26 protein-coding genes and 1 pseudogene are annotated in these 23,222 nt (G+C 62.2%); 14 read left to right on the top strand and 13 right to left on the bottom strand.

What is annotated here, in order from left to right:
* Positions 1 to 5 precede the first annotated feature (5 nt).
* Entirely contained in the window at positions 6 to 569 is a 564-nt protein-coding gene (locus tag AXW83_RS14845) for a hypothetical protein (protein ID WP_066614743.1), read from the bottom strand.
* Between the two features lie 36 nt (positions 570 to 605).
* On the bottom strand, positions 606 to 899 hold the full coding sequence (locus AXW83_RS14850) for a hypothetical protein (RefSeq protein ID WP_066614745.1): 294 nt from the start codon (positions 897 to 899) through the stop codon (positions 606 to 608).
* 270 nt (positions 900 to 1,169) lie between these two features.
* Here AXW83_RS14850 and AXW83_RS14855 point away from each other — a divergent pair, with 270 nt between their 5' ends.
* Positions 1,170 to 1,478, top strand: a complete 309-nt coding sequence (locus AXW83_RS14855; protein ID WP_236841675.1) for a response regulator — start codon at positions 1,170 to 1,172, stop codon at positions 1,476 to 1,478.
* Here AXW83_RS14855 and AXW83_RS26575 read toward each other — a convergent pair.
* Both AXW83_RS26575 and AXW83_RS14865 read right to left on the bottom strand, forming a co-directional pair.
* Complete coding sequence (locus tag AXW83_RS26575) at positions 1,423 to 1,842, bottom strand: response regulator (RefSeq protein WP_082767141.1); 420 nt, start codon at positions 1,840 to 1,842, stop codon at positions 1,423 to 1,425. The genes AXW83_RS14855 and AXW83_RS26575 overlap by 56 nt on opposite strands.
* 715 nt (positions 1,843 to 2,557) lie before the next feature.
* Positions 2,558 to 2,809: a hypothetical protein gene (locus AXW83_RS14865; RefSeq protein WP_066614750.1), complete on the bottom strand. Its 252-nt coding sequence runs from the start codon at positions 2,807 to 2,809 to the stop codon at positions 2,558 to 2,560.
* A 59-nt stretch (positions 2,810 to 2,868) separates the two neighbouring features.
* Here AXW83_RS14865 and AXW83_RS14870 point away from each other — a divergent pair, with 59 nt between their 5' ends.
* The 4 genes from AXW83_RS14870 (at position 2,869) to AXW83_RS27810 (ending at position 6,441) form a co-directional block, all read left to right on the top strand.
* Entirely contained in the window at positions 2,869 to 3,354 is a 486-nt protein-coding gene (locus AXW83_RS14870) for a LexA family protein (RefSeq protein WP_335339316.1), read from the top strand.
* Positions 3,351 to 4,631, top strand: coding sequence for a Y-family DNA polymerase (locus AXW83_RS14875; RefSeq protein ID WP_066614754.1), 1,281 nt, complete (start codon positions 3,351 to 3,353; stop codon positions 4,629 to 4,631). The genes AXW83_RS14870 and AXW83_RS14875 overlap by 4 nt, the downstream gene beginning before the upstream one ends.
* A complete protein-coding gene (locus AXW83_RS14880; protein WP_066614756.1) occupies positions 4,631 to 4,921 on the top strand; it encodes a hypothetical protein in 291 nt (96 codons plus the stop codon). Before AXW83_RS14875 ends, AXW83_RS14880 begins: the two co-directional genes overlap by 1 nt.
* Positions 4,922 to 5,583: 662 nt before the next feature.
* On the top strand, positions 5,584 to 6,441 hold the full coding sequence (locus AXW83_RS27810) for an SOS response-associated peptidase family protein (RefSeq protein WP_066614760.1): 858 nt from the start codon (positions 5,584 to 5,586) through the stop codon (positions 6,439 to 6,441).
* Positions 6,442 to 6,917: 476 nt separating this feature from the next.
* Here the strand turns inward: AXW83_RS27810 and AXW83_RS27815 are convergent.
* The 4 genes and pseudogenes from AXW83_RS27815 to AXW83_RS14910 form a co-directional block, all read right to left on the bottom strand.
* Positions 6,918 to 7,190, bottom strand: a pseudogene (locus AXW83_RS27815) (toll/interleukin-1 receptor domain-containing protein); the annotation flags it as partial.
* Positions 7,191 to 7,844: 654 nt separating this feature from the next.
* Positions 7,845 to 8,828, bottom strand: coding sequence for a COG3904 family protein (locus AXW83_RS27115; protein ID WP_156640063.1), 984 nt, complete (start codon positions 8,826 to 8,828; stop codon positions 7,845 to 7,847).
* A gap of 72 nt (positions 8,829 to 8,900) precedes the next feature.
* On the bottom strand, positions 8,901 to 9,395 hold the full coding sequence (locus tag AXW83_RS14905) for a hypothetical protein (protein WP_066614764.1): 495 nt from the start codon (positions 9,393 to 9,395) through the stop codon (positions 8,901 to 8,903).
* 170 nt (positions 9,396 to 9,565) lie between these two features.
* On the bottom strand, positions 9,566 to 9,994 hold the full coding sequence (locus tag AXW83_RS14910) for a DUF1810 domain-containing protein (protein WP_066614765.1): 429 nt from the start codon (positions 9,992 to 9,994) through the stop codon (positions 9,566 to 9,568).
* A 219-nt stretch (positions 9,995 to 10,213) separates the two neighbouring features.
* Between AXW83_RS14910 and AXW83_RS14915 the strand changes: the two genes are divergently transcribed.
* Positions 10,214 to 10,615, top strand: a complete 402-nt coding sequence (locus tag AXW83_RS14915) for a DUF427 domain-containing protein (protein WP_335339317.1) — start codon at positions 10,214 to 10,216, stop codon at positions 10,613 to 10,615.
* 3 nt (positions 10,616 to 10,618) lie between these two features.
* Here the strand turns inward: AXW83_RS14915 and AXW83_RS14920 are convergent, their stop codons facing one another.
* The 5 genes from AXW83_RS14920 to AXW83_RS14940 all read right to left on the bottom strand — a co-directional run bounded on the left by AXW83_RS14920 (position 10,619) and on the right by AXW83_RS14940 (position 15,777).
* Positions 10,619 to 11,164, bottom strand: coding sequence for a hypothetical protein (locus AXW83_RS14920; RefSeq protein ID WP_066614770.1), 546 nt, complete (start codon positions 11,162 to 11,164; stop codon positions 10,619 to 10,621).
* 173 nt (positions 11,165 to 11,337) lie between these two features.
* Complete coding sequence (locus tag AXW83_RS14925; protein ID WP_082767143.1) at positions 11,338 to 12,852, bottom strand: AAA family ATPase; 1,515 nt, start codon at positions 12,850 to 12,852, stop codon at positions 11,338 to 11,340.
* Entirely contained in the window at positions 12,852 to 13,418 is a 567-nt protein-coding gene (locus AXW83_RS14930; RefSeq protein ID WP_082767144.1) for a bifunctional DNA primase/polymerase, read from the bottom strand. The genes AXW83_RS14925 and AXW83_RS14930 overlap by 1 nt, the downstream gene beginning before the upstream one ends.
* Before the next feature lie 83 nt (positions 13,419 to 13,501).
* Entirely contained in the window at positions 13,502 to 13,660 is a 159-nt protein-coding gene (locus AXW83_RS28155) for a hypothetical protein (protein WP_335339355.1), read from the bottom strand.
* 821 nt (positions 13,661 to 14,481) lie between these two features.
* Positions 14,482 to 15,777 (bottom strand): tyrosine-type recombinase/integrase, encoded by a 1,296-nt coding sequence (locus AXW83_RS14940; protein ID WP_066620552.1) that lies wholly within the window; start codon positions 15,775 to 15,777, stop codon positions 14,482 to 14,484.
* Between the two features lie 470 nt (positions 15,778 to 16,247).
* On the opposite strand from AXW83_RS14940, the gene AXW83_RS14945 reads away from it, so the two are divergent.
* The 8 genes from AXW83_RS14945 to AXW83_RS14980 all read left to right on the top strand — a co-directional run bounded on the left by AXW83_RS14945 (position 16,248) and on the right by AXW83_RS14980 (position 23,221).
* Complete coding sequence (locus AXW83_RS14945) at positions 16,248 to 16,469, top strand: integrase core domain-containing protein (RefSeq protein ID WP_066614774.1); 222 nt, start codon at positions 16,248 to 16,250, stop codon at positions 16,467 to 16,469.
* A gap of 115 nt (positions 16,470 to 16,584) precedes the next feature.
* Entirely contained in the window at positions 16,585 to 17,379 is a 795-nt protein-coding gene (locus AXW83_RS14950) for a DeoR/GlpR family DNA-binding transcription regulator (protein WP_066614776.1), read from the top strand.
* 100 nt (positions 17,380 to 17,479) lie between these two features.
* The gene (glpD, locus tag AXW83_RS14955; protein ID WP_066614778.1) at positions 17,480 to 19,039 is read left to right on the top strand and encodes a glycerol-3-phosphate dehydrogenase; all 1,560 of its coding nucleotides are present in this window, start codon (positions 17,480 to 17,482) and stop codon (positions 19,037 to 19,039) included.
* The gene (locus AXW83_RS14960; protein ID WP_066614779.1) at positions 19,036 to 20,121 is read left to right on the top strand and encodes an ABC transporter ATP-binding protein; all 1,086 of its coding nucleotides are present in this window, start codon (positions 19,036 to 19,038) and stop codon (positions 20,119 to 20,121) included. Before glpD ends, AXW83_RS14960 begins: the two co-directional genes overlap by 4 nt.
* A gap of 7 nt (positions 20,122 to 20,128) precedes the next feature.
* Positions 20,129 to 21,241: an ABC transporter ATP-binding protein gene (locus tag AXW83_RS14965; RefSeq protein WP_066614780.1), complete on the top strand. Its 1,113-nt coding sequence runs from the start codon at positions 20,129 to 20,131 to the stop codon at positions 21,239 to 21,241.
* Positions 21,242 to 21,243: 2 nt separating this feature from the next.
* Positions 21,244 to 22,146: a carbohydrate ABC transporter permease gene (locus AXW83_RS14970; RefSeq protein ID WP_066614782.1), complete on the top strand. Its 903-nt coding sequence runs from the start codon at positions 21,244 to 21,246 to the stop codon at positions 22,144 to 22,146.
* Entirely contained in the window at positions 22,146 to 22,943 is a 798-nt protein-coding gene (locus AXW83_RS14975) for a carbohydrate ABC transporter permease (RefSeq protein WP_066614785.1), read from the top strand. Before AXW83_RS14970 ends, AXW83_RS14975 begins: the two co-directional genes overlap by 1 nt.
* Positions 22,943 to 23,221 carry a DUF2160 domain-containing protein gene (locus AXW83_RS14980; protein WP_066614787.1) on the top strand — a complete coding sequence of 93 codons (279 nt, stop codon included), beginning with the start codon at positions 22,943 to 22,945 and terminating at the stop codon, positions 23,219 to 23,221. The genes AXW83_RS14975 and AXW83_RS14980 overlap by 1 nt, the downstream gene beginning before the upstream one ends.
* The last annotated feature ends 1 nt before the right edge of the window (position 23,222 follow it).

Here is a 23,222-nt window from a genome sequence, read left to right on the forward strand (position 1 = left end):
GAAGATCAGACGACTGGCGGCGTCATACGGCCGGACGCGGTTGCCTCGCGATCGTAGGGATCGGCGTTTTCGTCAAAGCGCGACCAGCCCTCCTGGCGATACTGAGCTGTCCGCTCGGTGCGATCGATCGGTTTCGCTCCGTCAAGAATCGCCTCGACGTTCAACACTTGATCGGCCTCTGCACGGACGGATACGACCGAGCCGCCGCGACGGACGGTCTCGGCGTAATAGTTTGCTTCGTCCTCGTCGTGGCCTTCCTTGATGAAGGAGCCGACTAGGCCGCCCGCAGCTGCACCCGCGACTGCGCCGACTGCGGTTGCAGCGAGCCAACCGGCCGCGACGACAGGGCCGACGCCGGGAATGGCCAGCAGGCCCAGACCGGTAAGAAGGCCGGCTGCGCCACCAACGCCCGCGCCAATGCCGGCACCTTCCTCGGCATTGGTCTCACCGTCGCCATTGCGGCCGACGATGCTGACGTTGCTGCTGGAAATGCCGGCTTCCTCAAGCCGCTCGACAACTGAGCGGGCGGTTTCGTAGTCGCCGTAGGACCGAGTAAGCGTGCGGGTCATGTTGGTCTCCAAAGGTCTAGGTGAGAGGGGCATCCGTCAGTTCTTGACGATGTTGCCGCGGTAATCGACCGAGACGTTAACCTCGGTGCCGGCGTTGGTGGCCTTGCCCTTCCAGACGCCATTGTCGTCCTTCGTCAGGCCGGTCACGTTGGTGTAGCCGTTGGCCTCCAGCCGGCTCTTCGCCTGGCCCTCGGTGAAGCTGTTGGCGCCCGGCAGCGGGGCATTGGCATCTACCGGCGAGGTCGGCGTCGGTGCGGTCGTAGACGTCTGGGCCACGGCGCCGAAGGAGGTCGCGGTGGCGATCAACGAAGCGATGATCAGCTTTTTCATGGTGGTCTCCCGATGGGGTTGCGGCTGTGCCGCGATGCCCGGGAAAACGGCACTTGCTCAGATTGGTTCCATTCCAAACACGAGGGCGTGAGCGGAATTCGAGCGGCCTTTCACAGGGGGCGACGATTAACGGAGAGCTAAGGATAACCCGGACAATTCTTTCTATCGGCAGGCAACAACTATCTCCGGCGGTAGTTGGCTAACTGTCACAACCGGAAGTTCGCTATGGCAATCCTGGTCCTAGTCGTCGAAGACGAGCCCATCATCCGCATGAACACGGTCGCGATGGTAGAGGACGCGGGCTACGAGGTCGTCGATGTCTCGAACGCAGACGATGCCATCCTGCTCCTGGAAGCCCGTCCCGAGATTCGTGTTGTCTTCTCAGACATCGAGATGCCCGGATCGATGGATGGCCTGAAGCTGATCCACACCATCCGGAGGCGCTGGCCACCGGCGGTCCTGATTCTGGCATCTGGCCGCATCATGCCGCACATCGAGGACATGCCGCGGGATACCGCCTTCCTTAGGAAGCCGTATGCGGAACGAGATCTCCTGAAAGCGTTGGAAGCGGCCGCCTAGACAACGCTTCAGAGACAGCCGTCACGATCCTCTGGCCTGGCGCCGGCTTCTCCAGCCAGATTCCGTTGGCAAAGATCGGGTCGAGGGTCTCGTCGGTATCCGAGCCACCCGAGAAGATTACGAACGGGATACCCAGCTCGACCAGCCGCTTGGCCACCGGCTCGCACGATCCGTCCAGCAGGTGCATGTCGAGGAGGGCAACGTCGGCGTGGTACGTGCCGAGCCATTCCAGTGCAGCCGCGCACGTCGCCAAGGTTGCCTTAACCACCAGGCCGGCGTCCGTCAGGATGCCTTCCAAGTCCATCGCGATGATGGTCTCATCTTCGAGGACGAGAACGCTCTTCCCCCCGGTAGGCGTGCTCATTCGGTCAACCCCGACGATGCTTCTTAGAATCTCTATAGAGTGTGCCTATAGCCGATACGGGACTGGAGGCAACAGCGGCCCGTCGCACGGGTCGATTAGGTGGCGAGCCTTCGCCAAACAGGGGCAAGCTCCGGCACGCATCGTTTCAGGGTGTGCGCGACGATGCGGATGCCGGGGAGATATTCATCCTCGCGACCTGACGCGAGACCACTTGTCAAAGGTAATTGCGGAACTCCGCCCGCCGTCCTCGATTGATCGATCTCCTGGCGAGGGTATCGGTAGACGGCCATGCGGAACGACAACTTGGTTTCAACCGCTGAGCTTGCTCGCGGAGACCTTGCGCTCATGCTGGCCGTTTGTGAGGTCGTCTGCATATCGACCAAGGCAACGTCCCTACAGGTGGAAGCCGCTACAAATACTCGGCGATCAATTGTCTCGGCGATCAACGGCGCGACAAAGTTAAAGGTCCAGGTCGCAAACGCTCGATTCGAAAAGCTAGTTGCCCTTCTCTAGGCGACGGCCCCCTTGCTCGAATCACAACCGATGCGCATTTTTCCAGGACGCTGCGGCGGGCCTGAACCCCAGGGTCTCGCGGAATAGTCGCCAGCGGAGAGAGGCCTCCGCTGGCGGCGATCCGTCTGACCGTTCGAGATCAGCTTCTAAGCAGCACCAGAAGCGTCTTCCTCCCGCCCCGACTGGCGGTCCGTCCGCATTTTCAGAGCGCCCGGATCTGCTCTTCGAATTCCTCCGGGATCAGCCCATGGCGCGCCAGGACTTCGATCGAGCTGACTTCCCCGGTGTCGTCATCTGCAACGACGTGAACGACCGCCAACCCCTCCGCCGTGCGGCCGAGGCGCTCGCCGTCCCGTAGGGCGTGATGCTTCGTTTTGGACGCCACGCGCTGGCTCGGGACTAGCCGCTTTCGGTGCGTCTTGAAGGGCTGCAGAAAGAAGGTATCGACGTTCATGGCTTGACTCCCCGGCCGGCTATGTTCTCATTACGTTCTCATTTCGGGGAACGCAATCGATGTCTGCTCAAACCCTTCGACACACGACCGACGGGGATCGCGTAGAGACGATGGCGAAGCCATGGACCGCAGCGCCCGTCAGGCTCGGGCCGCCCATGTTGCTTCCGGTTTACCTGCGCGCGGTGCGAGCCGGCTTCCCCTCGCCGGCGGATGATTACCAGGATCAGCCCATCGATTTGTCACGCGCCCTTATCCAGAACGCGCCAGCCACCTTCATCATGACTGTGGCCGGCGACAGCGCGATCGACGTCGGTATATTCGATGGTAGCCTCATCACCGTCGATCGCAGCCTGGTCCCGCGGGATGGCGATGTGGTGGTTGTGGATGTGAACGGCGAGCGCTCGATCAAGATATTCCGGATTGCCGGCGGGCGGTCGTCGCTTACCTTCGGGAACCGGCGCTATCCCGAGTACGAGCCAGGGGCTGATGCCGAGATCGATATTTTCGGCGTCGTGACGAACACGGTGCGGCGCTTCCGGCGATGAGCCGGAGCTTCGCCCTCATCGACGGCAACAGCTTCTATTGCTCATGCGAGCGTGTGTTCGATCCCAAGCTCCGGCGCCGGCCCGTCATCGTCCTGTCGAACAACGACGGCTGCGCGGTCGCCAGGACTGCGGAGGCGAAGGCGCTCGGGATCAAGATGGGCGCGCCCATGTTTACGATTCGCGACCTCTGCAAGCGCGAGGGCGTGGTCGTGTTCTCGTCGAACTACACGCTCTATGGCGACATGAGCCGGCGGATGAACCGGGTCTACGAGGGGTTCGCTCCCGACATTGAGGTCTACTCGATCGACGAGAGCTTCCTCGATCTGACGCCCGTTGCGCCACAACATCGCGAAGAGCTCGGCCGCGACCTGCGAACGACCGTCTCGACCTGGACGGGCGTCCCGACCTGCGTTGGCATTGGGCCAACGAAGACGTTGGCCAAGCTCGCCAACAAGATCGCCAAGAGCACCCCGCAGCTCGGCGGTGTCTGCGACCTGACGAGCGACGAGGGCCGGCGCGAGTGGCTGCCTCTCGTCGCCCTGGAGGACGTATGGGGCATCGGGAGGGCCAGCCAGGCCAAGCTAAACGCCTTCGGCTGCAAGACCGCTGCAGACGTCGCCCGGCTCGACCCTAAGCTTGCCAGGAAGACGCTGACCGTCGTCGGCGAGCGGATCATCCATGAACTGCGAGGGCAGCCCTGCATCGACCTGGAGACCGTCGCGCCGACGCGGAAGGGTTGCGCGGTAACCCGGTCGTTCGCCGGCCGCGTCGAGTGTCTGGACATGATGCAGGAGGCAATCGCCGCTCACGCGACCCGGCTGGGTGAGAAGCTTCGCCATCACGGCTTGGCGACGGATCATGTGACGGTGTTCTTCCACACCTCTCCGCACGATCGAGGGCCGGCGCGATCTGTCTCGACGACGGTCGATTTCCCCGAAGCCAGCAATGACACGCTGGTTCTGGTCCGGGCGGCGAAGTGGGGCGCCCGCCGCATTTGGAAAAGCGGCTATCGTTACGCCAAGGCCGGCCTGATGACGGTGGACATCGTGCCGCTCGAGGCTTCGCAGCGTGCGTTGATCGGTGCGCTCGATCGAGAGAAAAGCAGCCGCCTCATGAACGCCCTCGACGCCTGCAATGCTAGGCACGGCACGGGCGCTGTGTTCTCGGCCGCTGCCGGCATTGCCCGCCAGCGCAAGGCATGGATCACGAAGTTCGAGATGCGTTCGCCGCGATACACGACGCGGCTCGAGGAAGTGCCAGTCGTAGGGAGGGCGTGATGACGTTTGCGTACCAAGTGGAATTGAAACTTGATCCAACGGCAGACGGTGAACGACTAAGCCGAGTCGAAAGCTGGTGCACGGAATGGCAGCTCGGGTTCCGGATATTGCAGACACTCGACCGCACCGTGCGAGTAGCTTTCGAAGACCCACGCTACGCCAGGGCGTTTCACTCGCAATTCGGCGGGGCCGTGGTTCCGATCGACGACGTGAACCGGGCAATGGGAGCCGATGCCGATGCGGAGGACGCTTACGACCGGCTGGCCAACGAATACGATTTTCAGGCCTGATCCTATATTCGTGTGAACCCGTTGCGTCTGATTTCCGTGCGATTACGATCCCGAAGCCCAACAAACATGAGGTTTCGAGATGATAACCCAAAATGCAGCTGGCAACGACACTGCGTCGATTACCATTGAGTTGTCATCGAAGGGCCAAAGATCCTACGGGTCCAAATTTAAGATTGGCAAGATGACTCGATATGATGGCGTGGTCATAATCCACTGCACCATGATATCTGGCGACGCGACATATACGGACGCAACGATTCGAGTCGGGCTGTCGTCCTTATCGACCCTGCTGACCAAAGCCGTCATGAGCTTGCCGGACCACGACGCCGAGTGAACGCCAATCAATCCGTTTCCGGCCCGCCCTACATGCCGATCACTTTACCTGTCCGTGCGGCGATCTCGCGGGCAACAGCACCCCAAAAGCGGTCAGCCTTTTCATTCCGCTCTGTGCGGGCTTTGCGACTGAGCCTTCTGGCCGCAAAGTATGCGCCGTCGCCCTCGTCGCGGATGAGTATGCCCGCGGACAGCGAGACCGCGCTTTTCCAGGCCCTTCGTTTGGCAAGTATTTTTGACGTAAGACCGAACATACACCGATGTGATCGACTGCAAACATCGGGTCAATTCCATCCCCAAGTTCATAATAATCGTTAGGCTTACCTCGCATGTGCAACCTCTACAGCATGACCAAGGGCCAGCAGGCGATCCGCGAACTTGCCAGGGCTATGCGCGACACCACCGGCAACCTGCCGCCGCTGCCGGGCATCTTCCCTGACTATCCCGCTCCGATCGTGCGCAATGCCTCTGACGGCGTCCGTGAGCTCGCCATGGTGCGATGGGGAATGCCGTCGTCGAAGCGGGCGATATACGACGCAGCAACCAAGCGCGCGGACAAGCTCCGGGCCAAAGGCAAGGCGGTAGACTTTGACGAGCTCCTTCGCATGGAGCCCGACGGCGGCACGACTAACGTCCGCAATACGACGTCGGCCCATTGGAAGCCCTGGCTCGGCATCGCGAACCGCTGCGTCGTGCCGCTGACGAGCTTTTCGGAATTCGACCACGCGACGAAGCAGGATGTTTGGTTCGCACTCGACCAGAGCCGGCCGCTGGCGTTCTTCGCCGGGATCTGGACGCCTCAATGGACCGGCGTTCGTAAGATCAAGACGGGGATCGAGACGGCCGACCTCTTCGTGCCTTCCGCCCCTATGCTCGCTCAGTCTGCGCTGCGCTTTGGCCGGCTCACAGGCGGGCGAGAAGGGCCCGCGTACCCGCAGCCATACTTGCCGCGGCCCAAACGAGCCTACTTCCTCTCGCCCGTTATCGGATCGTGGGGCATTCTGGCGACTTCTGCGTCCGTCTACCTACCCAACGTGCGGTGGGTGGCCGCTAAGAGATCGGCGTCTGTCGAGCCCAGCAGATCACGGAAGATCGGATGGAGCGTCCTGCTGATCTCATGTGTGAGGTTCGTGATCTGGTGCGCAGCCGCGGCATCGACGATCAGCTTCCCTGCGTTTTCGAGCTGAACCAGTAGAGTCAGGATTTTTCGGCGGCGAGCCTCCAGATCGACGATAGTTTTTCCTGAAATCGCTAGAGCAGAAACAATATCGGCGCCGATATCCGCGGCATGACCACGGCTCGCTGCTAATTTCCTATGCATGGCAGCGGCATCGACGGCGGTTGAGGCCGTGCTTGCTTGCGAACGTACGAGGGTCAGAATTTCATCCATCGATTCTCTGATGACATCGAGAGGATTTGCAGGAACCGTCCCATCATTATGATTGATGATCTCTTCCTGCGCGCTGATCTCGTCAAACGCTTCCTTCAGCCCCGGCCAAGCCTGTTCGAACGATTTGATGAGCACTTTCTCTGGCAGAGACAAGTCACCCATTAGGTCATTGATAGTTTTGACCAGACGTAGAAAATCGTCATGCTCTGCTCTGGTCAAGTTGAACTGACTGAGCGGAGGGCGGATATCGGCTGGGCTTAAGCCGAGAAGGAGAGGCATCACGCAGCTATCTGCAACAGACTTAGAAAGCGCTCCGGCCTCAAACATGATCCAAGGCGCCTCGAGGTTTGAGCGCGTCATACAGATGATCCCTACGCCGGTACTTTCCAGAGCATCGGAAAGTTCAAGCTGCCAGCGGCCACCTTTGCGGAGATCTTCTACAGATATAAACGGTTTTACGGTCTGGATGATTACGGGAAGAGTGTCTGCCAAAAGTTCGGCAATTGCCTTACTGCTAGGTCCGGACCAGCTAATGAAAACTTTCATATCCGCCTCTTCCGTCCGCTCAGCGCTGTGCCGCCGCCAACTTGCATTTGAAGCCTTCCACAAATTTGATACACCCGCAGGCCATAACCAGATCGTCCTAAGGGGATGTGGAAAACCTGTTCAGACGAAAGACGAGAGCTATGCTCGGCGGCTCCATGTAGAAGAAACATAGCCTTGCTGTCGCGCCCCTACAAAGGGCGCTTATAGACGGCCACAGACCAAGGCAGATCGGGGTCCTTGGTTGGAAGCGGCGTGATCGACACAAGCTCCCACCCGTCGCGCGCTGCCGTGTTCAAGATGCGGCTCATTGCAGATACATCCGCCAGGAACAGCGGGTCGCAGTGATACTCCCATTCCTGTCCGCGCGGTTGTTCGGGCATCACCCTCGTCCTTTGCCACGCGCCCGGCCAATCACCCTGGCTCGTCGGTCAGCGAGCCGCGGCGGGTGGCCTTCTCTTGCTTCGTCGCATCCATGCCGCGCATGGCCGCGTTGGCGGCGTCCGCCGCATCCGATTAGGAGCCATCGGTGAGTGACCTGTTCGTTGCATAAGGCGGCCTTGATACTGCGTTCACAGCAGGGGTCGCCGACCATTGGCACGAGGTGACGAAGTTTAAGTTTCGGTCCTACTCGTCCCATTGCCGTCCGCGGGGATCTTAATCGACGCCGCGCCAATTGCCCTTTTCGTCTTTCATGCTCGTGCTTTCCGAACTGCTATCAAAATCGACGCAAACTCTAATGTCCCCAAACGTATTGAATCTGCACATATCTCTTTTTAAGATTGATCCCGCAACATTTTCCACCTGCCTAATCATTGCATCCGATCCATCCGACTTTTTATAGAAAACGGCCGTGCTGCATGACTTGATCTCGGGTTGGCAAACCCGATTTTTTACCGGCTTTCCCCCATTTTGTTGACTGGAAATAGCAACGACCATCTCGATCAGCTCGCCCCAAGTCGGCTTTTTATTTGTGGTTGAAGTAGGGTTTGTTTGCTGTGGCAGCGATGCGCGCGAGCCATCTCCTGACACTTGACCATTGCTTTGCGCGTCAGGGCGAGCTTGAAGTGGCTTGCCAGTCATCGTCGTGCCCATTGATCGAAAGTCTTCGAGTGTTAGCCACACCATCTCGGTCGGTGGTGTGACCACCATTTTACCGATTATCGAGTGAGGAACGCCTAACTCCCTGGCAATCCGAGCCATGGTAACAGTTGCAGCGTTCGACCCAACCGTTTCTTTGCCGTTTTGGTCGGAGGCGCCGTGAACGCCAACCTCGCTTGTATAGCTTGCGAATTTCTCATTGCCCGCCGCGAAAATGAGAAAACAAGCGGACGCACACTTCTTCGTGCTTGCTACAACAGATGCGATCTTCGCAAATTTCACGGCGTCTGCTAGTTTGGTCCCCTCGGCCAAATCACCGCCTGGAGAGCTGAGTCGTATACCTGATACTGTCCGGCCAGCGTCGTTTGCTGCCTTAATTAGCCGCTGTAACGAGTCTGTGTCGCCGACGGCAATTTCGCCCTCGAGAATTATGACGTCGCGGCCTTCCTTTGTTGTCAGGCTTTTCAGTGTCGCGGCCTGCACTGAGGCGGAGGCGGAGGCCAAGGTCATCGCCAGCAGGGCTCCGAAAACGCTACGCATAGGAAGCCTCGAAAGTTACCGCATTTGACCATTAAGCAGTTTGTAATGGGTCTGGAAAGCGCCCGTTTATGATTAGGCTAATGGGTCGAGCTCCTCTCCCTCTTCGGCCTCTTCCTCCTCGACCACCACGCCGTCGATCTGCTTGCCCTCCTCCAGGGCGCGCTTCTCCTCGAGCGTGGCCACCAGGCGCTCGAGTTCTTCAACGGTGTACTGGCTCAGCAGCCGGTCGTCAGGGCCTGACGGCTTGGCCGCGGAGGAGAAGCCAGCGCGATCGAGCACGGCCTTGGCAGCGTCCACGCGCACGCGGCCGGCCACCTTTTCATCGAGCATGATCTCGCTCAGCACCTTGATGGCTTTCGGCGCCAGGTCGTCGGCCAGATACTTCGACAGCGACTGCCGCAGGACGAGGGAAAACTCCTGCGTCTTGGCGAAGTTATAGGTTCGAACCGAGTTGGGAAGGCCTGCTCGCTTTGAGGCTTCCTCCGGGCTGCAGCCCTTGGCGATCCACCAGCAGAGCTCTCGCTGCGTTGCATCGTCGAGGCCGGTTCGGCTCGGTGGACGGGGCATTTTTCGGATCTCCGGATTAGATACTTAACCACAAGGTTAAATCATAACGGATCCGAAACGATTTGGCCAGAACTACCCTTGAGCCGGACCGTCCTAATGAGCTGAAAAGGGGTGTTTGGAGCGCGCGGCCGCTCCCGCGCTCACTCCAAAACTTTTGGATTCCGACGTGGTCAGGCCGACAACATATCGACCGTACGCTGATCCAGCGCCCCGCCGCCATAACGGTCGAGGGCGACACGGAATGCGCTTTGGGGGTTTCTGGAGGCCAGGGCGAAGAGCGTCATGCAGGAGATGAACTTCATATCGTCCGGCGAGCCGAATATCTGCTGGAGCGTCCGTCGCTCGATGGAAAGCACGATGTCCGTGCATGCGAAGAGCCGGCGGCCGAGCAGCGGGTGCGCGAGATAAGCATTGGCCTCGTCGAGATCCGCGATCCCGTAACGCTGCGCCGTCGGGGACATGCCCAACCCGCGCAACTGCGGGAATACGAACCACATCCAATGGCTGCGCTTCTGGCCGGCGTGCAGTTCCGTCAGGGCGTCGGCGATGACATCAGCCTGCGCAGCGACGAAGCGGTTGAGATCGTATGAGACGGCCATGCCTGAGTAGACTGGCCGGGACGGCGTGCGGCTTCAAGGGGTCCGCTCGTCGATACAGAGACGGCCGAGGAGCTTTCCATCCCATGCGCCGGCCCTACCTACCTGGTGGATTGGAGGGCTTCCCCAATGAACGTTACCCCCGAACCAACCGGGCCAGGCCAGGAGAGCGTCTGGTCATTCCCGCGGCCGGCAGTCGCAGAAGCGTGCTCACACCACATCTTGATCCGTCATCGCGGCGAGACGATCGCGGAGGCCAGGGACTCGGTTCGCGTCATCGAGACGAGCCATCCGCCGACTTACTATCTCCCGCCCGACAGCATCGCCAACGCGCGGCTCATACCATCGCCACATCGCTCCATCTGCGAATGGAAGGGGCAAGCCAGCTATGTCGATCTCGAGATCGGAAGCGAAATGCTTCGGCAGGTCGGCTGGCTGTATCCGTCGCCGACGCCCGCATTCCAGCTCCTCGCCAACTTCATCGCGTTCTATGCCGAGCCGTTCGATGAATGCCTGGTCGACGGCCGCCGAGTGACGCCGCAGCCTGGCGGCTTCTATGGCGGGTGGATCACGCCTCATGTGGCCGGACCATTCAAGGGGAGTCCAGGCAGCCGGTTCTGGTAGGAATCAGAAGGTCTGTTGCCGAAGGCGTTGCTGCCGCTCGACCTCCATTGCGAGAACTTCAGCCATCGGAACGCCGAGCAGCCAGGCCGTTCGCTGGAGAGCCTGCCGCGTCTTGCGGATTTGGCGCTGCTCCGCCTGTAGGAGGTCGCCGAGGCTGATGTCTTGCGGCACAGGCTGCCCCATCGCCACGGAGAGCTTCTGGATCCGGCGCAGGTACAACGCGTCCAGGCGGAGCCTCTCCGCCTCTGCGGCCTTCTGACGGCGCCGTTCGCGAGCCAAGAATGCACCGGCGCGAGTGGGCTTGCCGGGCGCCTTGCACCTTTCGCAGCGGCGGCGGAGCTGGTCGCGCCGGATCGCAGCGCGCGTTGCCAACTGCTGGAAGGGAAGTTCGCAATCTTCGCACTTCATCGCCAGGCGGTAGTGGCGGATCCGAAAGCCCATATTCGTGGGCTCGAGGTCACTGCCACGTACGATGACCACCCGCCCGACTGACAGGAAACGCTCACCCTTGATGAAGTGACGGGTACGATTCCGCAGGGCGCGCGACATGGTCTTTTGGGGTTTGGCTGGCGGGGCCTCACGACCAGGGTGAAGGGCTAAAGCATCCGGCTTGCTACCCGGAACCCCGAATGACGACGTTTCGGCCCCCTTAAGGGTGGCCGAAACTCTCGTCATTTCATTCGGAGAGTTCAAATCAATCTCGTCATTTCTCGTCATTCTCGTCATTGGGTCGCAACCCACTGAGCACGCTTGATTTTTTTGACGAGACATTTCTCCAAAAGCGCCAGCCGATGCGTATCGAGAGTCTGCCTGGACCGCCCGCCAATTGGCGAAAGACGAGAGCCCACCTCGTCAAATTTGGCGTCCCATTCCTTCGATGACAGCACGAAAGCGTCGTCCCCTGGCCTATAGCGATCGCCGTACTTGTTGGCCGCCGCGGATTTAAACGCGGCCAACATGCGTTCCTGCGCTGGGGTAAGAACGTCGGCAAAATCGTCATCGCGCGACGCTTCCACCCGAGCTATTGCCGACGATACCGCGTTGCCGTCGGTGTCGAGCCCAAGCGCGACGCTTTCCAAATGAAAGCGGATCGGCTTGGGCTTTTCGCTGTCGCGCTGCTTGTCCACATGGATCGCCCCGTCCTTGATTTCTATCTCCGTATCCACCGCGCCTTTAAACCCCGACCATCCTCGCCCGCCACGGCTGGCATCTTTGCCGGTATGGTGGATCAACATGATATGTGCGCCTAATGCCTCTCTGACCTCGTCGACGTTCTTCACAAGCGCGCCGCCATCAACCGAGCTGTTCTCGTCGCCGCCGGCGAGCACCCTGGAGAGCGTGTCGATCGCGAGGATGCTGCAGGGCTGGTCAAAGCGCTCCTCGGCCGCCCTGATGGTGGCGATCAGCCTTTTGCAATCGACTTTATTTGACCTGAGGTCCGCGGAGACCGAGATCAGCACAAGCGGCAGATCCTCGGCGCAGCCATAGGTCACATCGTAAGCCTTGTACCGCTTGCGCACGCCGCCGCCTCCTTCGGCCGCCAGGTGGACCGCGAGGCCTTTCGTGACCTTTCTGCCCGCCCATTCCTTGCCCGCGGCGATGTGGTAGAGCAGGTCTATGGTAACGAACGTCTTGCCGGTGCCAGGCGGCGCAAAAAGGATGCTCATAGCGCCTTGGTCGAGCAGCCCTCGGATGAGGGGTTTGGCTGACTGCGTGAGCGCCATGGCCGACGCCTCTGCTGCGCTCTGGTATTCGAACGGGTTGTTGCCTGACGTGACGGGCATGTCGTCATCGTTTTGAACAGCTTCCGATTCGGAAGTAGTTGCCAGCTCGACATGGTCGAACTCGACATCGGCGCTGCTCGAGCCGATCGGGCTGTGCCTGTACTGCGCCGCGTTATTGACGATGACGCCTAACCGTTCGTCTTCCCACGGCGGCTGACACTGGTCGTTCCACCAGCCGAGCATCAGGTCGAGCGTGTCGTCGGGGCTAAGCCCAAAGTCCATCACCTTAGCGGCGACACGATACGCCGTGGCGTCGCCACCGTCGCCTTCGATCGATAATGGCGCGTGTTTCCGTAACCAGTCGTCGGCCCTTGCGATGGCGATGTCCTGGTCGACGCCTTCGAGTGCCTCGACGCTATCGAACCTTACCGGTCTGGCACCAGCCACCACTGGCAAAAGCCACCCTGGCGCCGGAACGGCCATACGCGGTTCCGCCGCATCTTGAGGAACCATCAGCTAGGCTCCCGAACATATTGACGGCCGTTGAGGACGGAGCCTGGCCCGACGACGTATCCGCCATCACCACGAATATCGATACCGATGCCGAGTTTCCCGGCCGAGTTCGGAATCCAGACGCTCGGATCAACTCTGAAGTATAGATGGCGGCCGCCGGACGGTGTTTTTACGGTAAAGGTGGGGGGCGCCGCGCCGTGTAGTGCTTCCAAGGCGGCCCAAGTGGCGCTCCCCTCCTTACCGTTCTTGTCATCAATATCGACGACAAATAGACCATTACCCGTCGCGATGCCGATATTGAAAGGCGCGGGGCTGTCTTCCATCGGCGGGAACCACATGTTCCTAATGGCAGCAGGGGAGCGGCTCGCTCTTGAGCTAAAATTCTGTATGGCTGGTGTCTTCGCGCCGAACTTTAGCGGAAACACAGGTAGCCCCCAGGAAGCCAAGAGCAATGATTGCTCATAGAGCGCCATCGCGACTGCACTCTCATCGCTACCGCTCGATAAAAAGCTTTTACGATAGGGAATTATAGTTGCCGAAGAGGGCAAATCTGGTTTATCGTTCATCTGCAAAGCCTAAATTTTGCCCGGTGTCCGCGTGCTGGCGGCGCCGGGCATTTTTGCTCCGGCGGGCAGGTGACGGGGACGGATCAGGCTGCTTCAAGCGCGTGGTCGGACGTCGACCGGCGTTTACTGGCCGCTAGCCAAGCGCGCAGGTCCGCAATCTCATAGAGAACCCGCCGGCCAACTTTGCAGTAGCTCGGGCCACCGCCAGTCAGACGGAGTTTCTCAAGAGTGCTTTCGCCCATCGATACAAAGGCGGCGGCTGATCGCGTGTCGAGATAGTCGGAGTTGGTATTCAATGTCGCTCTCCTGTGAACGGGCGCCGGGAGACAGCGCGCATTCAAAGGAGACACCAGGCGGCAGCCGGAAATTGCCGACTTCAATTGGCAGGCTCACCGCGTCCGCGGGCGGCCCACTTTGAACCAGGTTCCAACATTCCACCGCTGCCTGTCTGCCTCTTCGACAGAAATGCACAATTCGGCAGCGCCGCAATCCGATCTGACGTCCCTTGAACAGGTGCAGCAGATAAGCGCAATCGATCCAATGGCTACATCGCGTCCCTCGGCGAAGAGACGACTTACGATAGGCTCACGGTCTTCAGACCCTATGCCTATGGCTAGCGCTTTGAGCAGATCAATTCGCGGATGGTCCGAGATTGGCTTTGGTTTCTGACGCATCGCCCGGGCGAGCCTATCGACATGCGCCTGCTCCAGATGACGCTTATGGGCATTGCCAGGCCCCGCGCTGGGCCAGAGCGTCCGAATGTCTGCGCTGCGAAGTTCGCCGCGCGAGCTTTCGCGGACATGTCGACATGCGATTGCCGCGTCGAGCGCTGCCACCGCGTCGACCGGCTCAACGATGAAACGTCCATATCGCGGGTAGGGCCGGTCAAGTGCCTCTGTCAGTGCCGTGAGTGCTCCGGCATCGATAGGAGGTAGCGCGACGCCCTCATGCTCCGCGCCGAATGGGCCGTCTCGCCCAACGGCGGCTTCGGTGCGATGCATAACCCAAGCAAGGGCCTGGTAGCGGGTCCACCAGGCCCGTCGTGCGATGTCACGAGAACCGCTCACGGCGACGCGCGTTGGGGGAATGGCACGACATGCGCGCCGTTGTTGCTCTCGCCAAGTGCATTTGCGACAGAAGCGCCAATGGAATTGGCAGCGCGCCGCAACGGGTCATTGTCCAAATGGGCGTAGCGCTGGGTCGTGCGCGCCTCGACGTGGCCTAAGAGCTTTCCAATGATTGGAAGCCCAAGACCTCCGCCCGCTCCGAATGATGCGAAGGTGTGGCGGATGTCGTGGATCCGAACGCCGGTCAGTCCCGCCCGCTTAGACACTGCTGTCCATGGGCGCTTCAAATCCGAACGCGGCTTCTCATCCTCCGCCCCCGCGCTCTCGCTAGCGATCACATATCGTCCGACGCGCTTGAGCTTTGTCAGCACGGCCATCGCGGGGGCATTCAACACAACAGCCTTCTGGCCGGTCTTGGAATCGGGCAGCAGCAGGAGCCCGCGCTCGGCGTCAACATGCTGCCACTCAAGGTGCAGCACTTCTCTCAAACGGGCGCCGGTGAAAAGGAGGAGTCGGATAGCCGCTGCCGCGTGCTCGCCGATCACAGTCGCGCGTTGCTCCTTCGGCAGATGTTTAGCCTGCTTGTCTGGATCGACCTGCCATGGGATCCCGGAAGTCTCGGCCTCACGGATGGCATCGCCCAAGCGAGCGAGCTCGAGCGACGACAGGAAGCGTTCTCGCCGATGCTCAGGGTATTTCTCGACACCTTGAACCGGGTTTGTGCCTTGAGGTAGTAGGCCAGTGCTCGATGCGAAGCTGAACATCGAGCCCACCACCGCCAGCATTCTATTGGCCTGGAATTTCGTGCGCTTCCACGAAAGATGCAGTCGAGCGATATCGGCCCGCGTCACATCTTTTGCCTTAAAAGACCCAATCGCAGGCACGACAATACGGTTCAGGATGTCCGCGTAGTGCGCTTCAGTCCGGCTTTTGCGCTTGGCCGCGACATGGTCGCGTAGGAAAATAGCCGATACCTCTGCGATCGTCAGCGCCGCGCGGTGATCACTTTTGGCCTTGGCGGGATCCTCACCCACCTTTGCTCGTGACCGCAACTTGTCGGCGATTTTACGGGCTTCGTCCGGTGTGAACTCGTGAGCCGCCCCGATCGTCATGCGCTTCTTGGCTGCGCGGCGGCCACCGTCTCCTGCTCGGTACTCGAAAATCCAGGATTTGTTACCGGACGGGAATACCCGCAGTCCAAAGCCGCGGATTTCGCTATCGAAGACGACATAGCGAGTCGTGCGAGGTTCGGACGCATCGACCAGACGTTTGGTCAGTTTCACAGCTGTCATATCGCCCTCCCAAACTAACGGGTCGCCACCGGGTCGCCACACTTGCGTCATGCCCGAGAGGGCCAACGGATACATGGTATGAAATAAGCGGCTGTAAATCAACGAATTGGGAAAGATACAAAGGCGAAGGAAAAGCTGCGGAAACGTCCGCCCTCAAACTACGAATCTGAGGGTCAGAGGTTCGAATCCTTTCGGGCGCGCCATTTTCTAAATAAAACATAGACTTACGACAAGAAGCCGGCAGGTCCTCCACTGCCGCCCGGAGAAATACCGGATAGGCACCGTTTTTGGTGCCCGGGCGATCAGCCTCTGAGCCCTGAGCCTTGCCGCGCAGGCGGCTTCCGGAACCGCGGGTCGGAGGTTCGAACCCCTTCACAAGGGCCGTCGCTCCGCTTCCAATCCAGCCTGGCGCTACTGCGTTTTGCACGTCGCCCCCCGTCGAGTGGCCCGCCATCGCGCCCGGCAAGCCGATGCAGAAGCGCATCGAAAGCTGCAAGGGCCGCTTGGGTGACGAACTGCTGAACGAGACGCCCTTCTCGTTCCTGGCGCAGGCCCGAACCGCATGGGCCAACTCGCGCACCGACGACAGCACCGCGCGCCCTTACTCCCAACTCGGCTGCCAGACGCCACGGCCTTCGCCACGGCTTCCGAACAGGCTCCAAAAGCGCTTGGTACGACTCAGCGCTGAATAAAACAGGGGGCAACCTCACCTTGGCGGAACTCCGCAATGTCTGGCCGCTCCCGGCCTTGACGATTGACGCAGACCCTCCTTGCCGCCAGCCTGCCGCCTGCCAACCGGAGCCTGCCATGGAGACCATCACGCCACGTCAGCGCGAAATCGTGACGCTGGCGCGCAGCCAGGGGCGCGTCGCTGTCGAGGACTTGGCGGCGCGCTACGATGTCAGCGCGCAGACCATCCGCAAGGACCTCAATCAGCTCTGCGAGCACCGCATCATGTCGCGCGTCCATGGCGGCGCTGTCGTGGCCTCCAGCGTCGAGAACCTTGCATACGAGGCGAGGCGCTTCATTGCTCGTGATGAGAAGATCGCGATCGGTCGCGCCGCTGCGGCGCTGATCCCCAACGACGCCTCGCTCTTCATCAATATCGGCACGACCACGGAAGAGGTCGCTCGTGCGCTCGCCGACCATAGCGGCCTGCTCGTCATCACCAACAACCTGCATGTCGCGACCTTGCTCTACCCGCATCCTCGCATCGAGGTCATTATCGCTGGCGGCCCGGTGCGGCGCTCCGACGGCGGTGTCGTCGGCTCGGCTGCGGTCGATCTGATCCGCCAGTTCAAGGTCGACTACGCCGTCATCGGCACCTCCGCGATCGACCCGGACGGAGCCCTGCTTGATTTCGACTATCGCGAGGTTCGCGTCTCGCAGGCGATCATCGAGAACGCCCGTCAATGCGTACTTGTCGCCGACAGCCTCAAGCTCGAGCGCTCCGCCCCGATCCGCATCGGCCATCTGCGCGATATCGACGTCTTCGTCACGGACCGCATGAGCTCGGAACCTCTGCGCGAACTGTGCCGTGTCACCGGGATTTCCGTGATTGAGACCGTTGGACCGGAGGCACCAATCGAAAACGAAGGTTGAACTTTCGTTTTCACTTTCGTTTTGTCATTGCCCGCAAGGAAAACACTGGCTAGCTTCTGATTCAGGAAGGGCGCTGAAGCCGCCTGCCTGGAGGAAATGCGTGACGGGTCCGGTCTACGACATCGCCATCATCGGCGGCGGGGTGAATGGCTGCAGCATCGCGCGCGATGCGGCCGGGCGCGGCGCTTCCATCGTGCTGTTCGAGCAGGGCGATCTCGCCAGCGCGACCTCCTCGGCCTCGACCAAGCTGATCCATGGCGGCCTGCGCTATCTCGAGCATTACGAGTTTCGGCTGGTGCGCGAGGCGCTGGCCGAGCGCGAGGTGATGTGGCGGGCAGCGCCCCATATCGTCTGGCCGCTGCGTTTCGTGCTGCCGCATCATGATGGCCTGCGGCCCTGGTGGATCCTGCGGCTCGGCCTCTTCCTCTATGACCATCTCGGCGGCCGCCGCCTGCTGCCGGCCGCTCGCTCGCTCGATCTCAGCCGCGATGCCGCGGGCGAAGCGCTGAAGCCGCGCTTCACCAGGGCCTTTGAATATTCCGATTGCTGGGTCGAGGATTCGCGCCTCGTCGTACTCAATGCGCGCGATGCGGCCGAGCATGGCGCGACCATACTGCCGCGCACCAAGGTAATCTCGGCCCGCCGCGAGGCCGGGCATTGGCTGGTCACCTCCCAAGGCCCCGACGGTGCCGAGGTCACGATCCGCGCCCGCGCGCTCGTCAATGCCGCCGGCCCCTGGGTCGCCGATGTGCTGAACGGCATCGTGCCGAGCAACCGGCCGGCCTCGGTCCGGCTGGTCCAGGGCAGCCATATCGTCGTGCGCCGGCTGTTCGAGCATGAGCGCTGCTACATCTTCCAGAACGCCGATGGGCGCATCGTCTTCGCCATCCCCTACGAGAACGACCTCACCCTGATCGGCACGACCGACAAGGACTACGAGGGCGATCCGGCTGAGGTCGCGGCCGGTGAGGACGAGATCGCCTATCTCTGCGCCGCGGCGAGCGATTATTTCCGCCACCCGATCACGCGCGAGGATGTGGTCTGGACCTATTCCGGCGTGCGCCCGCTCTATGACGACGGCGCCAGCAAGGCGCAGGAAGCCACGCGCGACTATGTGCTGACGCTGGACGAGCCGGACGGCGGAGCCCCGATGCTCTCGGTTTTCGGCGGCAAGATCACGACCTCGCGCCGCCTTGCCGAAGCCGCCGTGGCCAAGCTCGCCGGCGCCAGATCCGCCGCTGCCCTGCCGACTTTGCGCGCGGCGCCCTGGACCGCGGCCGCGACACTTCCGGGCGGCGATTTCCCCCCCGACGGGTTCAAGGCGCTGGTCGCCGAGACCTGCGCCCGGCGCCCCTGGCTCGATCGCGATCTGGCGCGCCGGCTGGTGCGCGCCTATGGTACGCGCGCGGAACGCATTCTCGACGGCGCGACCGGCATGGCCGATCTCGGCCGCGTTTTCGGAGCCGATCTGACCGAGCGCGAGGTCGTCTATCTGATGGCGCAGGAATGGGCGGCGAGCGCCCATGATGTGCTGTTCAGGCGTAGCAAGCTCGGCTTGCGGCTGTCGCCGGCCGAGCGGGAGGCGCTCGACGCCTTTATGCGCCATCCCCCGGCGGGCCAAGACGCGTCGCGGGCCTTGCAGGCGGAGAGCCGGTCATGAGCCTGACGCTGGAGCATGTCGGCCTGGAGCGCGGCGGCGAGAGCCAACTCCGCGACATCTCGCTGACGCTGGAGAAAGGCTCGCTCAACGTCCTGCTCGGCGCGACGCTCGCGGGCAAGACCTCGCTGATGCGGCTGATGGCCGGGCTCGACGCGCCGACGACCGGCCGCGTGCTCGTCGGCGGGCGCGACGTTACCGGCCTGCCGGTGCAGAAGCGCGATGTCGCCATGGTCTACCAGCAGTTCATCAACTACCCCTCGCTGAGCGTCTACGAGAACATCGCCTCGCCTCTGCGGGTCGCCCGGCTCGGGGCCGACGAGATCGCAGCGCGGGTCAGGGCCGCCGCCGGCCTGCTCAGGCTCGAGCCCTATCTGCAGCGCAAGCCGCTGGAACTTTCGGGCGGCCAGCAGCAGCGCACCGCAATCGCGCGCGCGCTGGTGAAGCGGGCCGAGCTGGTGCTGCTCGACGAGCCGCTCGCCAATCTCGACTACAAGCTGCGCGAGGAACTGCGCGAGGAACTGCCGCGCATCTTCGCCGAATCGGGCGCGATCTTCGTCTATGCCACCACCGAGCCGAGCGAGGCGCTCCTGCTCGGCGGCGCGACCGCGACCCTGTTCCAGGGCGAGGTGACGCAGTTCGGCCCGACCGCGCAGGTCTACCGCCAGCCGCATGACCTGGTGACGGCGCAGGTCTTCTCCGATCCGCCGCTGAACGTCCTGTCCGGGCGCAAGCACGGCGGCGAGGTCACGCTGGCCACCGGCGCGAGCGTGCCGGCCGCCGGCGCCTTCGCTGCGGTGCCCGACGGGCGCTATAGCATCGGCTTCCGCGCCCATCATCTGGCGCTCGATCCCTTGCCGGCTCCGGCGATCGCGCTCTCCGCCACCGTCTCGGTTTCCGAGATCACCGGCTCGGAAAGCTATGTCCATCTCGATCTCGGCGCGCATCGTCTCGTTGCGCTGGTTCCGGGCGTGCGCCGGCTGGAGCCGGGCTCGGCCGTGACGGCCTGGCTCGATCCGCGCCGTATCTTCCTGTTCGACGAGAGCGGGGCGCTTGCCGCCAGCGCTGTCGCGAAGGCCGCGTGAGAGCGCCATGGCCCAGATCACGCTCGACAAGCTCGCCCATGCCTACAAGCCCAATCCGCAGGGTCCGCAGGACTATGCCCTGACCGAAGTCGACCATGTCTGGCGCCAGGGCGGGGCCTATGCCCTGCTCGGTCCGTCCGGCTGCGGCAAGACCACACTGCTCAACATCATTTCCGGCCTCGTCGTGCCGACGCGCGGGCGCATCCTGTTCGACGGCGTCGACGTCACGAGGCTGCCGACCGAGGCACGCAACATCGCCCAGGTCTTCCAGTTCCCGGTCGTCTACGACACCATGACGGTCCGCGAGAACCTGGCCTTTCCGCTGAAGAACCGCGGCGTCGAGCGCAAGCTGATCGAGGCCCGCGTCGCCGAGATCGCCGGCCTGCTCGACCTGACCGGCGTGCTCGATCGCAAGGCAAGCCATCTCGGCGCCGACGCCAAGCAGAAGATCTCGCTCGGACGCGGGCTGGTGCGCCCCGATGTGGCGGCGATCCTGTTCGACGAGCCGCTGACGGTGATCGACCCGCATCTGAAATGGCAGTTGCGCTCGATGCTGAAGGAACTGCACCGCAAGCTCGATCTGACCATGATCTACGTCACCCACGACCAGACCGAGGCGTTGACCTTCGCCGACACGGTCGTGGTCATGCATGAGGGCGGCGTGGTCCAGACCGGCACGCCGGAGGAACTGTTCCAGCATCCGGCCCACACCTTCGTCGGCCATTTCATCGGCTCGCCGGGCATGAACGTCCTGCCCTGCGCGGTTTCGGGCGCGCTCGCCAGCCTCGCCGGCCAGACGATCGCGCTGGTGCGGGCCTATCCCGCGCTCGACGCCGGCCGGATCGAACTCGGCATCCGGCCGGAATACGCGCTTCTGCGTCCGCGCGGCGAGGGTCTGCCGGTGCGGATCCGCCGGATCGACGATATCGGCCGCGTCCGCATCGCCCGCGTCGAGCTGGATGGCCTGGCGCTGGCGGCGACAGTGCCCGACGAGGCGAATTTCGACGGCGACTCGGCCGCGCTCGCCCTCGATCCGAACCAGATCCACATCTATTGCGACGGGCATCTCGTGCAGGGCCAGCCCCTCCATGCCGCTTCGCCAGCCACGGAGGGTGTCTGAGCATGCGCAAGCCCGTCAACCAGAAGGCCTGGTTCCTGGTGCTGCCGGTGCTGCTGATCGTGGCCTTCTCGGCCGTGATCCCGCTGATGACCGTGGTCAATTATTCGACGCAGGATTCCTTCGGCAACAACCAGTTCTTCTGGAACGGCGTCGGCTGGTTTTCCGAACTGCTCGACCCCAAGAGCGACCTCGGCTCGCGCTTTTACGACTCGCTCTGGCGCAACCTCGCCTTCTCGGGAATCATCCTGGCGATCCAGATTCCGCTCGGCATCGTCGTGGCGCTGTCGATGCCGCGCGAGGGCTGGCAGGTCTCGGTGACGCTGGTGCTGATGGCGCTGCCGCTGCTGATCCCGTGGAACGTCGTCGGCACGATCTGGCAGATCTTCGCCCGCGGCGATATCGGCCTGTTCGGCGCCGCCGTGAACGGGCTCGGCATCCGCTACAACTATGTTTCCGACCCGATCGCGGCCTGGTTCACCATCATCATCATGGATGTCTGGCATTGGACCTCGCTGGTGGCGCTGCTCTGCTACGCCGGCCTGAAATCGATCCCCGACGCCTATTACCAAGCCGCCCGCATCGACGGCGCCTCGCGCTGGGCCGTGTTCCGCACCATCCAGCTGCCGAAGATGAGCCGCGTCCTGCTCATCGCCGTTCTGCTGCGCTTCATGGATTCCTTCATGATCTATACCGAGCCCTTCGTCGTCACCGGCGGCGGCCCGGGCAATTCCACCACTTTCCTGTCGATCGAACTGGTCAAGCTCGCGCTCGGGCAGTTCGACCTCGGCAAGGCCGCGGCGCTCTCGATCGTCTACAACCTGATCATTCTGGCCGTGTGCTGGGTCTTCTACACGGTCATGACCGCGGCCGACGCCAGGGCCGACGCGAACGCGGGGAGGGCCTGATGCGCGGCGGTCGTCTTATTCTCGTCCTCTACCTCGTCGGGCTGATGCTGCCGATCTACTGGCTCGTCAACATGAGCTTCAAGACCAACACCGAGATCACCAACGCGCTGACGCTCTGGCCGCAGGTTTTCACCTTCGACAACTACCGCAAGATCTTCACCGACCCGAGCTGGTATAACGGCTATCTCAACTCGCTGAAATACGTGGCGCTGAACACGCTGCTCTCGATTTCCTTCGCCCTGCCGGCGGCTTACGCCTTCTCGCGCTACCGTTTCCTCGGCGACAAGCATCTGTTCTTCTGGCTGCTTTCGAACCGGATGGCGCCGCCGGCGGTGTTCGCGCTGCCCTTCTTCAACCTCTATTCGGCGATCGGCCTGTTCGACACGCCCTGGGCCGTGGCGCTGGCGCATTGCCTGTTCAACGTGCCGCTCGCGGTCTGGATCCTCGAGGGCTTCATGTCCGGCGTGCCGCGCGAGATCGACGAGACGGCGGCGATCGACGGCTATTCATTTCCGCGCTTCTTCGTGAAGATCTTCCTGCCGCTGATCGCCTCCGGCGTCGGGGTCGCGGCCTTCTTCTGCTTCATGTTCTCCTGGGTCGAACTCTTGCTGGCACGCACCCTGACCAGCGTCAGCGCCAAGCCGATCGCCGCCACCATGACGCGCACCGTCTCGGCCGCCGGCATGGACTGGGGCGTGCTCGCGGCGGCAGGCGTTTTGACGCTGATCCCCGGCGCGCTCGTGATCTGGTTCGTGCGCAACTACATCGCCAAGGGCTTCGCCCTGGGGAGGGTGTGATGGATCTCGCCTGGATGGCCTGGACCTGGCAGACCGGTCTGTTCTTCGCCGGCATCGCCTCGCTGCTCGTCCTGCTGACGCTGCTGGCGATCTGGCGCCCCGAGACCGAGCGCGTCGGCGCGCTGGGCATCGCCACCACCCGTGGCGACCGGCTCTTCATCTCGCTGCTCGGCAGCGCCTTCATTCACCTCGCCTGGCTCGGCCTCGTCGGTCCGGCCCTGGGGTGGGCTTCCGGCCTTGCGCTCCTCTATGCCGCAGCGGTGTTCCGCTGGGTATGAG

Source organism: Bosea sp. PAMC 26642, from assembly GCF_001562255.1.
Lineage (GTDB): Bacteria > Pseudomonadota > Alphaproteobacteria > Rhizobiales > Beijerinckiaceae > Allobosea.